This window comes from Ralstonia mojiangensis, assembly GCF_023955645.1.
Taxonomy (GTDB): domain Bacteria; phylum Pseudomonadota; class Gammaproteobacteria; order Burkholderiales; family Burkholderiaceae; genus Ralstonia; species Ralstonia mojiangensis.
The window spans coordinates 42,493-53,976 of the sequence record NZ_JAMXHU010000008.1; the positions used below are offsets into that span (position 1 = coordinate 42,493).

Annotated in this window: 12 protein-coding genes; 10 read left to right on the forward strand and 2 right to left on the reverse strand. The window is 60.0% G+C overall.

Going from position 1 to position 11,484, the window contains the following annotated elements; genetic code table 11:
• The first annotated feature begins 5 nt into the window (after positions 1-5).
• The 4 genes from NG898_RS25935 to NG898_RS25950 are packed head-to-tail and all read left to right on the forward strand — an operon-like array spanning position 6 to position 4,303.
• Positions 6-1,157, forward strand: coding sequence for an ABC transporter permease (locus NG898_RS25935; RefSeq protein ID WP_252695082.1), 1,152 nt, complete (start codon positions 6-8; stop codon positions 1,155-1,157).
• A 9-nt stretch (positions 1,158-1,166) separates the two neighbouring features.
• The gene (locus NG898_RS25940; RefSeq protein ID WP_252695083.1) at positions 1,167-1,673 is read left to right on the forward strand and encodes a hypothetical protein; all 507 of its coding nucleotides are present in this window, start codon (positions 1,167-1,169) and stop codon (positions 1,671-1,673) included.
• 9 nt (positions 1,674-1,682) lie between these two features.
• Positions 1,683-3,128, forward strand: a complete 1,446-nt coding sequence (locus NG898_RS25945; RefSeq protein WP_252695084.1) for a bifunctional enoyl-CoA hydratase/phosphate acetyltransferase — start codon at positions 1,683-1,685, stop codon at positions 3,126-3,128.
• Complete coding sequence (locus tag NG898_RS25950; protein WP_252695085.1) at positions 3,125-4,303, forward strand: acetate/propionate family kinase; 1,179 nt, start codon at positions 3,125-3,127, stop codon at positions 4,301-4,303. The genes NG898_RS25945 and NG898_RS25950 overlap by 4 nt, the downstream gene beginning before the upstream one ends.
• On the opposite strand, the gene NG898_RS25955 is transcribed toward NG898_RS25950, so the two are convergent.
• Entirely contained in the window at positions 4,287-4,760 is a 474-nt protein-coding gene (locus NG898_RS25955; protein ID WP_252695086.1) for a hypothetical protein, read from the reverse strand. The two genes, NG898_RS25950 and NG898_RS25955, sit on opposite strands and share 17 nt — an antisense overlap.
• Before the next feature lie 446 nt (positions 4,761-5,206).
• On the opposite strand from NG898_RS25955, the gene NG898_RS25960 reads away from it, so the two are divergent.
• The 6 genes from NG898_RS25960 to NG898_RS25985 all read left to right on the forward strand — a co-directional run bounded on the left by NG898_RS25960 (position 5,207) and on the right by NG898_RS25985 (position 10,501).
• The gene (locus tag NG898_RS25960; protein ID WP_252695087.1) at positions 5,207-6,310 is read left to right on the forward strand and encodes a replication initiation factor domain-containing protein; all 1,104 of its coding nucleotides are present in this window, start codon (positions 5,207-5,209) and stop codon (positions 6,308-6,310) included.
• Positions 6,283-6,618, forward strand: coding sequence for a hypothetical protein (locus NG898_RS25965; protein WP_252695088.1), 336 nt, complete (start codon positions 6,283-6,285; stop codon positions 6,616-6,618). Before NG898_RS25960 ends, NG898_RS25965 begins: the two co-directional genes overlap by 28 nt.
• A gap of 387 nt (positions 6,619-7,005) precedes the next feature.
• Positions 7,006-7,242, forward strand: coding sequence for a major capsid protein (locus NG898_RS25970; RefSeq protein ID WP_252695089.1), 237 nt, complete (start codon positions 7,006-7,008; stop codon positions 7,240-7,242).
• 1,245 nt (positions 7,243-8,487) lie between these two features.
• Positions 8,488-8,832 carry a virulence factor TspB C-terminal domain-related protein gene (locus tag NG898_RS25975; protein WP_252695090.1) on the forward strand — a complete coding sequence of 115 codons (345 nt, stop codon included), beginning with the start codon at positions 8,488-8,490 and terminating at the stop codon, positions 8,830-8,832.
• Positions 8,833-9,150, forward strand: a complete 318-nt coding sequence (locus NG898_RS25980) for a DUF2523 domain-containing protein (protein ID WP_252695091.1) — start codon at positions 8,833-8,835, stop codon at positions 9,148-9,150.
• Positions 9,151-9,352: 202 nt separating this feature from the next.
• Positions 9,353-10,501 carry a zonular occludens toxin domain-containing protein gene (locus tag NG898_RS25985; RefSeq protein WP_252695092.1) on the forward strand — a complete coding sequence of 383 codons (1,149 nt, stop codon included), beginning with the start codon at positions 9,353-9,355 and terminating at the stop codon, positions 10,499-10,501.
• 177 nt (positions 10,502-10,678) lie between these two features.
• On the opposite strand, the gene NG898_RS25990 is transcribed toward NG898_RS25985, so the two are convergent.
• A complete protein-coding gene (locus NG898_RS25990; RefSeq protein ID WP_252695093.1) occupies positions 10,679-11,008 on the reverse strand; it encodes a DUF4124 domain-containing protein in 330 nt (109 codons plus the stop codon).
• Positions 11,009-11,484: the final 476 nt, after the last annotated feature.

Consider the following 11,484-nt stretch of genomic DNA (forward strand, 5'->3'; position numbering starts at 1 on the left):
ACGCCATGCCGAGCCTTCAAGCTGATCGACGCACCGCCCGCCTGAATAACATCTTCCGCCTTGGTATCAAGGAGCTGCGAAGCCTGGCGCGCGACTCGATGATGCTGGTGTTGATCGTCTACACCTTCACCCTGTCGATCTACGTGGCGGCAACCGCCATGCCAGAGAGCCTGCACAATGCCTCGATCGCCATCGTTGATGAAGACAGCTCGCCGCTGTCGGCGCGCATTGTCTCGAGCTTCTATCCTCCGCATTTCCGCACGCCTGCGTTGATTCCGCTCACGGAGGTGGACCCGGGCATGGACAGCGGCCGCTATACGTTCGTGCTCGATATCCCGCCCAACTTCCAGCGCGATGTGCTGGCCGGACGCGCACCGTCCATCCAGCTCAACATCGACGCCACGCGGATGAGCCAGGCCTTTACCGGCAACGGTTACATCCAGCAGATCGTTTCGGGCGAGGTGAGCACCTTCCTGCAGCGCCACCGCGCCGCGCCCGCCACACCGGTCGACCTGGTGCTGCGCACGCGCTTCAACCCCAACCTGGAGCAGACGTGGTTCGGCTCGTTGATGGAGATCATCAACAACGTCACCATGCTGTCGATCATCCTGACCGGCGCCGCACTCATCCGCGAACGCGAGCACGGCACGATCGAGCACCTGCTGGTGATGCCAGTCACGCCATTCGAGATCATGGTGTCCAAGGTCTGGTCGATGGGACTGGTGGTGGTGTTCGCCGCGCTGGTGGCGCTGGTGTTCGTGGTGCAGGGCGCGCTGCATGTACCGATCGAAGGCTCGATCCTGCTGTTCATGCTGGTGGCCACGCTGCATCTGTTTGCCACGACCTCCATGGGGATCTTTCTTGCGACGGTGGCGCGGTCCATGCCGCAGTTCGGCATGCTGCTGGTCCTGGTGCTGCTGCCACTGCAGTTGCTCTCGGGCGGCACCACCCCGCGCGAGAGCATGCCCAGCGTGGTGCAGGACATCATGCTGGCCGCGCCGACCACGCATTTTGTATCGGCGTCGCAAGCCATTCTTTATCGCGGTGCGGGGCTCGAGGTCGTGTGGCCGCAATGTCTGGCCATCTGCGTCATCGGCACCGTGCTGTTTGTCGCATCATTGACGCGCTTTCGCCAAACCATCAGCCAGATGGCATAAGGAGCCAACATGGATACACCTGCCAACGTGCCTCTCGCGCTCCAAAAGGCGCAGATCGCATTCGGATTGCAGGCATTGGGTCTGCTCAAGACAACACGGCAGCACTGGTATGCACTGGGCGCCGAGTTGCTCGCCCAAGACGTCGCCCGCACCGAGTCTGCGCTGGCCGACCTGCAAAGCGTCGAGGACTGGAGCGCGTTTGCAGCACTGCTGCCCAACGCATTTTGGCAGGCCAGCCAGCGCACCATGGATGTACTGCAAGGCGTGCTGCAGACGGCCATCTCGAACCAGTCGAGCCTCGTGGCGGATTACCAGCGCGTCATGCTGGAATGGCAACAGGCTTCCGTACGCGCGTTGAGCACGACCGGCAACGCCATGCCGGTCCATACAGCGCTGCAGGGCATGCTATCGGCGTGGGGCGTGCCGGGCGATGCATTGCTCCGCTCTGCAACCGAGCGCTCAAATCCTGTCCGTACACCCGGCAAGGGCAACGGTCAGCTTCACAAAGCTTCCTGACGAACACACATGGGCCCCGATCATCTGCCTGTACCGCCGGCGTTGCTACCGGCCGGCGATCTGAGCGTGGTGCGCAATCGCACCTTTGACGAAATTGCCATTGGCGACACGGTTGCCATCCTGCGCACGCTCACAGCGGAGGACATCCAACTTTTTGCCGTGTTGTCAGGGGACGTCAACCCGCAGCACCTGGATCCTGAGTTTGCCGCGTCCACGCGCTTTCACGGTGTGATTGCCCACGGCATGCTGGGCGGAGCGCTTATTTCCGCTTTGCTCGGCACGCGTTTGCCGGGGCCGGGAACGATCTACCTTGGGCAGACGCTGAGGTTCCTTGCACCGGTGCGCATTGGCGACACCTTGACCATTCGCGTGACGGTGGTCAGCAAGGAGGATGAGAGAAAGCGGCTCAAGCTGGCATGCACGTGTACAAACGACAGCGGCACAGTGGCCATCACGGGCGAGGCAGAGGTCATCGCGCCCACCGAGCGGATCGAGCGTCCGCGCACCACGCTGCCGGATGTGCGGATCACCACCGGCAGCGATGGCATCCATCGGTTGCTCGACCATGTGCGGCCTCTTGGTGCGATTCGTATGGCCATCGTCCACCCGTGCGATGCGCTGAGCCTTTCTGGCGTGATGGATGCGCATGCTGAAGGGCTGATCGTGCCTTGCCTCGTCGCCCCGTATGCCAAGCTGATGCGTGTAGCCGCCGAAGCCGGCCTCGACCTCAGCGGCATCGAGATCGAAGACGTGCCGCACAGCAGTGCCGCTGCCACTCGCGCGGTGGAGCTTGTGACGCAGGGCAGGGCAGAGGCGCTGATGAAAGGCAGCCTGCATACCGACGAGTTGATGGCGGCGGTGGTGCGCGAGGAGGCCGGACTGCGCACCAAACGTCGGATCAGCCATTGCTTCCTGATGCAGTCGCCCGCGTATCCGCGCCCGTTTATCGTGACGGATGCCGCCATCAACATCGCGCCGACCCTGGATCAAAAGGCTGACATCGTCCGCAACGCCATCGACCTGGCCCATGCGATCGGCGTTGAACGGCCTCGGGTGGCGATCCTTGCTGCGGTCGAGACCGTGAACCCGCGCATGCCTGCCACGCTCGATGCGGCCGCGCTATGCAAGATGGCGGACCGCGGCCAGATTGAGGGCGGAGTGCTGGACGGGCCACTGGCTTTCGACAATGCGGTATCGGCTGCTGCCGCGCGCATCAAAGGCATTGTTTCGGAAGTGGCAGGGCAGGCCGATGTGCTGGTGGTGCCCGATCTGGAAAGCGGCAACATGCTCGCCAAACAGTTGGAATACCTGGGTGGCGCAGCCAGCGCAGGCATTGTGCTCGGCGCCCGCGTGCCCATTGTTTTGACCAGCCGCGCCGACTCGCGCGAATCGCGCATCGCGTCGTGCGCCCTTGCCACGTTGCTGGCCCACCGCTACCGCAATCTACCGCCATGAACGATTGCATCGTCGTACTGAACTGCGGCTCGTCGAGCATCAAGTTTGCAATGTTCGATGCCACCTTGCACCCATTGCCGCGTGTGCCCATGTGGAGCGGGAAAGTGGAGGGGATTGGCACTGATCACCCCACGGCGACGGAGGCTGGCGCGCCGACACAGGCGCTAGCGCTAGACAGCGCGCAGCCGTATCACGCCGCGCTCATGCACATTCGCCAGCGTGTCGAGCACAGGCTGGACGGCCGCCGCCTGATGGCTGTGGCGCATCGGGTGGTGCATGGCGGCTCCAAATACTTCGCGCCGGTACGCGTGAACGCCGATGTGCTGTCCGATCTGCGCAGCTACATTCCGCTGGCGCCGCTGCATCAGCCGTTTGCGTTGGAGGCCATCGAGGCGCTGCTGTCGGACTTGCCCGATGTGCCGCAAGTCGCGTGCTTCGATACCGCGTTCCACCGCACGCTGCCGCAGGTTGAGACGATGCTGCCGCTGCCGTACACGGCATGGGAGCGCGGTCTGCGTCGTTATGGCTTTCATGGGTTGTCGTACGAGTACATGTCGATTGCTTTGCAGGAACGGCATGGCGACATCGCACTCGGGCGAACCATCGTCGCGCACCTGGGCAGTGGCGCCAGCCTGTGTGCAATGCACGGGCTGAAGAGCGTGGCCACAACGATGGGGTTTTCCGCCCTCGATGGCCTGATGATGGGGACGCGATGTGGCGCGCTTGATCCGGGTGCAGTGCTCTACATGATGGAAACGGAGCATCTTTCCCCCACGCAGGTTGGGCACGTGCTGTATCACGAATCGGGCCTGCTTGGGGTGTCAGGGCTGTCTTCCGACCCGCGCGACATCATTGCGCACGAGGCTGACAACCCGCGCGCGCAAGCGGCGCTCGCGCTCTATGTGCGCCGGATCGTCCGCGAGATCGGCGCCTTGGTGGCAGTACTCGGCGGCCTGGATTTTCTCGTCTTCACGGCGGGTATTGGCGAGCACAACGCCGTACTGCGCGAGCGCATTGTGGGTGGACTTGGTTATTTGGGTGCCAATCTGGATGACGAGGCCAACCAAGCGCACGCAGCAGTCATTTCCACTTCAGCGAGCCGGATTCGCGTGGCGGTAGAGCCTACAAACGAGGAGTGGGTGGCAGCACGGCATGCCGTCAAGCTGTGCTCATAAGGTTTTTTGGGGAAATCGCTGATTTCCAGGGCCTGCTGTCGTGTCGCGAGGATGCATCGTATTTATTTAACATAACACAAATAGGTTGAGTCCTCGATTGGCTCAACGGCGCGGCTTCGGCGGGTGAGGGTGTCACAAAATTTGTGACACCTAGGCCGACCGCAACGAGGAGGGCGACCAGGCCGCTATGCGCCATCCTCGGTGAAAAAACTTCCCACAACGATCGCTGGCCAGCTCGTTCGGCGCGGTCAGCGTCTGCTGCCATGATGATCGGCAGCGGGTTCTCCATTCCCAGCTCGAGGGCAACGCGCAGACATTGCTCGTTGTCCATGATTCGCAGGCCTTTCCGGTAATTGTTGACGGCACTGTGCGACCAGCCCATGTGCTCGCACAGTGCTTTGTCGGTCTTCAGGCCGTGTCGCTCGATCACGGCATCCAGGTACTTCACGCTTTTCATGGTCGACACCCCTCTTGTTAATCCACGATCCGTGGATTAATCTACGGTCCGTGGATTCACGGAACGTGGATTTAGACGAAATATAACCGGTTAACCGGGCAGGGGGTAAACGATGCAGCAGAGAGACCACAGGCAGCTTGACCTGGTCGGCGGCCTTCAGCACCCGCACCAGGCACAGATCCTCCACGTCCTCGGCTCCTGCCGTGACATCCACCCCAGCTATTACTGCGATCGCGACGAGGCTCTTCGTCGCATGTCTGAGCTCGTGCACAGCCACGCTGGTGCCGATGCTGAGCTGCCCGACGTTCTCGCGGATCGGTACTGCTGATGCGCTGCGCCCATTTCGTTCTGTGCGTTTGGTTCTTGTTCGGCTTGCTGTGTGTTTGCGCCGGTGTCGGCCTGGCCGTTGTCGCCTTTTGCAAGGCTTTCTCTCTGGTGGTGGGCTGATGCGAGTCGATCTGGAAACCGGGGAGATTCTCGACCTGGAAGCAGGTGAGGGCGCCTGCCAGCCGAAGGACGGAGCGGCAGCGACGGACGAGGCGCCTGCAGGCGCTTGCCCCCCGCTACTAACAGGGGGGGAAAGTCCAAACGGAGGCAGAGCGGTCATTGACTGGCTGTCTTTCACGTTCACGGAATGGCAGGAATCGACGCTTATGTCGATGATGCTGGCGCTGTTGTCGACCTGGTGCGGTCGAAACGTTGGTGCCGAGCCGGCGAATGGCCGTCACGGCTTCAAGCAGTCTCAGCTGCTGTACGTGTTCCACGAACACAAGTTCGTTCCTGTCGGCGTCATGGCCTGGGGCGGGGAGCAGCAGCGGGGCAGGGCATATGTCTCGCTCAACGGTACGTGGTGCAGCTTGATCGAGCCGGACATGTGGCCGGTCGTGCGCGGTTGGATTGAGTCGGTTCGCGCGACTCTCACGCGTGTTGACCTTGCAGCTGACTTCGTCAACGGTGAGTACTCGATTGAGGATGCCGTCGACTGGTATCGATCGGGCGAGTTCAATGCTGGCGGTCGTATGCCGAAGCATTCTTGCGAGGGCGATTGGCTGCATGCCAATCCGATCGGTGGTCGCACGCTGTACGTCGGAAAGCGTGGTAACGGGAAGTTCTCTCGCCTCTACGAGAAGGGCAAGCAGCTCGGCAATGCCGACAGTCCTTGGATGCGTTTCGAGTGTGAGCTCGGCAACCGCGATCGCATTCTTCCCCACGACATCATCACTCGGCCCACGGAGTACTTCGCGGGTCAATACAAGGTGTGCGCACGCATCGTCGATGCAGCAGCTGCGCGCATTCGCACGACGAAGCTCGAAGGCGAGATCACCATCGGTCGGCTGAAAGCCGCTGTGAAAACGTCTTACGGTCGCTTCTTCCATGTGCTCCGTCTTATGACTCCCGATCACGCCAGGCTGGTCGACGAGCTCGCAGTTGAGGGCGTGCCCTCACGCCTGGCGAAGTTCGCACTACATGAGTTCCTCCACCCCAAAGCGTCAGAGACGCCAACTGAAAAAGGACCGCCACCATGGCACTCGCAACAACCTTCAACGTGATCATCAAGGGCGCTTCGTTCTTCGATGGTGAGATCGATGGCAAGCATCAGAACAGTGGTTGCCTGCATATCGAAGATGAGCTGGAGACGCGTTCCGGCCGCAACAAAGGTACTCGCACGGTCGAGTACAAGACGATCGATGCTGACCTCGTCAAGCCTTTGGTCGAGAAGTTCGAGTTCCCGATCTCGGCCGAGATCACGATCGAGAAGGTGAACACCAAGCGCGGTACCGGTGACATCGTCACGGCCATTAAGCCGATGAGTCGTGTCGCTGGTAACCCGGGCGTTGAAGCCAAGAAGGTGGCGTGATGCTCGCGGTGCTCGCGTGGTGCGGTGTTCGTTGGGCGGCTCGCCGTCTCGATCGGAAGCGATTCGCGAATCGCTACATGGTTGCAGCGAAAGCGTCGCGTCGGCAGCGTTTCTGGGTCGCTGTCTCGCGGGCACTGTTGAGGTATTGACATGGCTCAGTGCGTGCAAATCGTCAGTGGTCAGCTGCAGCTCGATAGCACTCCAGCATCGTCGTGCACCGGGTATCTGTTGCTGACTGCTGATGAGGTCACGCTGTTGCATGCGGTGCCGCCACTCTCTGCGAGTGACGGTGCCCTTATTGGAAGCGCGATGCTCGGTCTTTGGGCTCTCGCTTTCGTTTTTCGGTCCGCAGCGCGGGCCATCATTCAACGTGAAGAGGAGTAGGGCATGAATAAGTTTTCGCAAGTTGCAAAGCGCGTTGGTTCGAGCGTGTACGGCAAGACGGCTGTGGTTGCGGGTGGTCTCGGTCTGGCTGGCCTGGCACACGCGGACGGTCCCGATGTGTCGGCTGTCGTCGCTGTCATCACTGGTGGCCTGGCTGCGATCGGTCTCATCGGCGTGGCTGTGCTGTCGGTGTACGGCACGATCGCGATCTACAACTGGGTCAAGCGCCCGATCAAGTGATGCACGCAGGGGAGACGTCCCCGGCCTGGTGTGCGACGGGGACTTCGGTCCCCGTTTTTATTGGAGCTCGTCATGGAAGGCTACTTCGTTCTCATTGCGATAGCGGGTGCTGGATGGATTCTTTTCTCGTGAGGGTGGTGAGCTATGCCCTGGTCCTTTTTTTCTCGTCCTGCGCGCATCTGGACAGGTTTCCGGCTGGTTCTTGTGACACTGGTTTTAGTTTCTGTCTGTGGCCTGAGTTGGGCTTCTGACACTACTGGGCGTCAGTGGTCACTTGTTGGTGGTGGCTTCGAGAGCGGTTCTGCTGCTGGTTCCTGTCAGGCGTATTTGGCTTATCTGATTTCTGCGGGGCAGGCGCAGTCCACTGCGACGTTCGATACCGTGCAGTTGTCGTCGAGCGGAATGTCCGGAGAGTGTTTCTTGACTGCGCCTGGTCAACATTACGTTTTCACCTCTGTTGCTGTTACTGGTAGCTGCGTTGCGGGTTATGTGTTGCAACCTGATGGGTCGTGCAAGTCGAATCAGCCTTCGTGTCCTGCAGCTGGCGCTAGCGCACCAGGTGGTAACAGCGCGACTGGCACCAGTCCGACGCAGACGATCTTGAATCCGCAGGTCTGTGTTGGTGGATGTACTTACAACTACAGCTCGTATTGGACCGGTGCCACGCCTGGTCAGAACGGGAGTTATCCCGCGCAGTACACGGGTCTTAGCTCAACCGGTTCTGCGTGCAGTGGGACCGGGACCCCTTCAGCTGCTCAACCATCGCCTACTGATCCTCCTAAACAGTGTGGTGTTAGGCAGTACGCCGGCACTGTGAATGGTGCGAACGTATGTATCGATTATCCGATCCAGACCACTGGCGGTAGCACGTCGACGACGACAACTGATCAGCCTGCGAGTAGTCCGGCTGCGAGTTCGAGTAGCTCGTCTCAGACGAGCACCACGTGTGATGGCACCACTTGTACGACTACGACGGTGGTTACTGGTGGCGGTGGTGGCGTTGGTGGTGGAGGCAGTGGCAGTGGGGCGAGTGGGGCTGCAGCGAGTCCTTGCAGCACTTCGCAGGTCAGTACTGGCGCTCAGGTTAATGGTGGTCCTGGTACGTGTACGTCTACGACCACTGAGCCGCAAGAAGACTATTGCAAGAAGAATCCGACAGCCGCGCAGTGTAAGAAAAATTCTGCGAGTGGTGGTGCCACGTGTGATGCGCCTCCGACCTGTGATGGTGATGCGATTAGCTGTGCGATGTTGCAGCAGCAGTGGAATACACGCTGTGAATTGCAGAAGCACGATGACTCCACGGATCTCGGTTCAAAGCTTGCCAATGGCCAGGATCCTCTCGCCGGTAAGTTGCCTACGCCTGGTGGTGCCGAACAGGTGGATATGAGCTCGAAGTTCTCGAATGTGGACGACATGGGTTTCGTCGCTCAGTGTTTGCCGGATATCGATATTGCTTTGCCACTGCCTGGTGGTTCGTCCAATTTTCACGTGTCTACAGCGCCGCTGTGTGACATCGGGAAGTTGCTCGGTTATCTCAACATGCTGAGCACGTTGATGCTTTGCGCCTACATGCTCAAGGGGAGTTTCTAAATGCCTTTCGCTGCTTTGTTGGCTTCGGCCATTGTTGGTTTTCTCGCGCAGGCCTGCGTGTCACTGGTGGGTCGTGTGTTGGTCGCTCTCGGTATCGGCTTCGTGATGTTTACGGGCGTCGACGCGATGATGAGTGGGTTGAAGACGCTGTTTCAGCAGTACGTGGCTGGTACCGGTACGTTGCCCTGGAATGTGATCGGCATTCTTGGTGTGCTGAAGGTTGGCACCTCCATGAACATGATCCTCACGACGTTGGGGATTCGCGCGTCGCTTTCCGGTTTGAGCGGTGGTTCGATTCGCAAGATGGTTCAGAAGTGAGGCCGCTATGCGTATGACTTGCGAGGGGTGTGGTGTGGAGTTTGAGACGTTTACATGCGACTACGTGTGCGTGCGGTGTGAGACGGCGGGGCAGGTTGCCTTGGATGAGTTGAACGATGAGCCGTGTCGCATGTGTACTGGGATTGGTGAGTGGTGGGATCGGCCTTGTCCCGTCTGCCTTGGAAAGGGTTAAGGTGCTGACATGCTGACACTCATCACTGGTCAACCTGGTAACGGAAAAAGTCTCTACACGATCGCCACGGTGGAGGCGAAACGCCAGGCCGAGAGTCGTCCGGTCTTCTATCACGGCATTCCTGAGCTCACGCTTCCGTGGACCAAGCTGGAGGATCCTGCGAAGTGGTACGAGTGCCCTGAGAAGTCGATCATCGTGATCGATGAGGTTCAGAAGGTCATGCCGCCGAGGCCTTCGAGCTCGAAGCCTCCGCAGCTCGTGTCGGAGCTGGAGACGCATCGGCATCGTGGGTTCGATCTGTTCTTCATGACGCAGGACCCTAGCCTGGTCGACAACCATCTGAAGAAGCTCGCCGGCGAGCATATTCACCTGGTTCGTCAGTGGGGTCGGCAAAAGGCGGACCTGTTCAAGATGCAGAAGGTGCAGGACCCGACGAATGCGAACTTGAAGCGCGCGTTGCACAGCACGTTTCCGTATCCGAAGCAGGTGTTCGACTGGTACAAGTCCGCCGATGCTCACACGCACAAGAAGTCGATTCCGAAGAAGTATTACCTGCTGTATGCCTTGCCGGTCTTGCTCGTCGTTGCACTGCTCGGTGGCGTATGGAAGTTGTGGAAGTTGTCGCATCCTGACCAGGTGAAGCCTGCGGCTGCAGCTGCTGCACCTGGTGCGTTACCTGGTCAGCCTGGTGTTCCTGATGCACCAGCTGCGGCACAGCGTGGTCCGATGACTGCGACGGAGTATCTCGCGAGCTATCAGCCTCGCGTCGCTGGCCTGCAGTACACGGCTCCCGCGTATGACGAGCTCACGAAGCCGTCGAGGGTGCCGGTGCCTGCCGCCTGTGTGCAGATCCGTGGTGGCTGTGAATGCTGGACGCAGCAGGGCACGCACCTGGAGACGACGCAGCAGGTGTGTGACCAGGCGGTGAAGCGTGGTTTTTTCGAGGCGTTTGAACCTGACGGTCGCGCTAGGAACCAGGAGCGTGTCCAGGTGGCGCAGCAACCCGCGTCTGCGCCCGCTGCACAGCCTCAGGAGGTTCGGATGGTGTTGGACGTCGCCAAGCCTGAGGAAAAGGCCCAGGAGCCTCGCAAACGCACGGTCATAGGGTCGGGGAGGGCTCGGCGCGTTGATGAGCTTGAAGCCTTTCCAGAGGGTTAGCGTCTAGCGTCGGGAGTGTCCGCGCCTTTGACCAGGCGGTAGAGGTGGGGCGTGGGCAGGATCTCCGGCGGTTGTCGCACGGCTAGTGCGGCTGGCGGGACCGAGCAGCGGGTATGACCAGGAGTATCGAAAATGGTCGCGTGGATCCAAACACCCCATTCTTTGCAAGCTCGCTTTTCAGCAGTGGTTGACTGCCATTTGCTCGTCTAGGGTCCGCAGGTTGTTCTTGATCATCTCCACCATGAACGCACCGCCTGGCGAGTTCATTGTTTCCACCAACGATGCACGGCTTTTCGCCAGGCTTAGGCAGTTCGATTTCCGCTGTTCTTCGCGCTGTTGCTTCGCAGCTCGTTCGGCCGGTGTGCCGAATTCCATCGTCGCTTCCATCGCTCGTTCACACGGCTTGTCCGTGATGACCGTTTTGCCGTTGATCTTGCAGGTGTTGACCGTCTGTGCCGCGGCTGTGGGGATGGCGATACAAACGAGGAGCGGTAGGATTGTGCGCATTTCGTCGCCTAGGCTGTTAGATCGACGCAACGATATCACGCAGGGGTTGAGTGTCCGAGATCGAGGTTCGGGCGCTGGCGAGGGAGATCCGGCATTTGTACTGGCATATCCGTACGCTGCGCCGTGGCATCCAGGATGCGGCTCGCCGCCGCTATTACAGGAAGATCGCAAAGAATAAAAAACGCCTGCTCGAAGCAGGCGTTTCAAAGAGGGAGGTGTTGGACTTGCTGATGTGTTGCCGGTCACGCGGGTGCCGGTTCTTGGCGTGCTTGGATTGCACGCAGCGCCTGTTGTAAGCGGGCCCAAAGGTTCCTGCGATTTAACATAACACAAATTATGAGAAATAAAGATGTTGGCGCCAAGTTGTAATGTCCGGTTATAGCCAAGTTCAAATGTCCGAGTGACTGAGCGTAGCCTAGACGGCTCCTTGCTTTGAAGGAGTCGGCCATGCGCCCGGACACGGTTACCTTGACGAT

Coding starts and splice junctions, on each gene's coding strand:
- NG898_RS25935 (WP_252695082.1), top strand. CDS start 6: ATGCCGAGCCTTCAAGCTGATCGACGCACCGCCCGCCTGAATAACATC.
- NG898_RS25940 (WP_252695083.1), top strand. CDS start 1,167: ATGGATACACCTGCCAACGTGCCTCTCGCGCTCCAAAAGGCGCAGATC.
- NG898_RS25945 (WP_252695084.1), top strand. CDS start 1,683: ATGGGCCCCGATCATCTGCCTGTACCGCCGGCGTTGCTACCGGCCGGC.
- NG898_RS25950 (WP_252695085.1), top strand. CDS start 3,125: ATGAACGATTGCATCGTCGTACTGAACTGCGGCTCGTCGAGCATCAAG.
- NG898_RS25955 (WP_252695086.1), bottom strand. CDS start 4,760: ATGAAAAGCGTGAAGTACCTGGATGCCGTGATCGAGCGACACGGCCTG.
- NG898_RS25960 (WP_252695087.1), top strand. CDS start 5,207: ATGCGAGTCGATCTGGAAACCGGGGAGATTCTCGACCTGGAAGCAGGT.
- NG898_RS25965 (WP_252695088.1), top strand. CDS start 6,283: ATGGCACTCGCAACAACCTTCAACGTGATCATCAAGGGCGCTTCGTTC.
- NG898_RS25970 (WP_252695089.1), top strand. CDS start 7,006: ATGAATAAGTTTTCGCAAGTTGCAAAGCGCGTTGGTTCGAGCGTGTAC.
- NG898_RS25975 (WP_252695090.1), top strand. CDS start 8,488: ATGTTGCAGCAGCAGTGGAATACACGCTGTGAATTGCAGAAGCACGAT.
- NG898_RS25980 (WP_252695091.1), top strand. CDS start 8,833: ATGCCTTTCGCTGCTTTGTTGGCTTCGGCCATTGTTGGTTTTCTCGCG.
- NG898_RS25985 (WP_252695092.1), top strand. CDS start 9,353: ATGCTGACACTCATCACTGGTCAACCTGGTAACGGAAAAAGTCTCTAC.
- NG898_RS25990 (WP_252695093.1), bottom strand. CDS start 11,008: ATGCGCACAATCCTACCGCTCCTCGTTTGTATCGCCATCCCCACAGCC.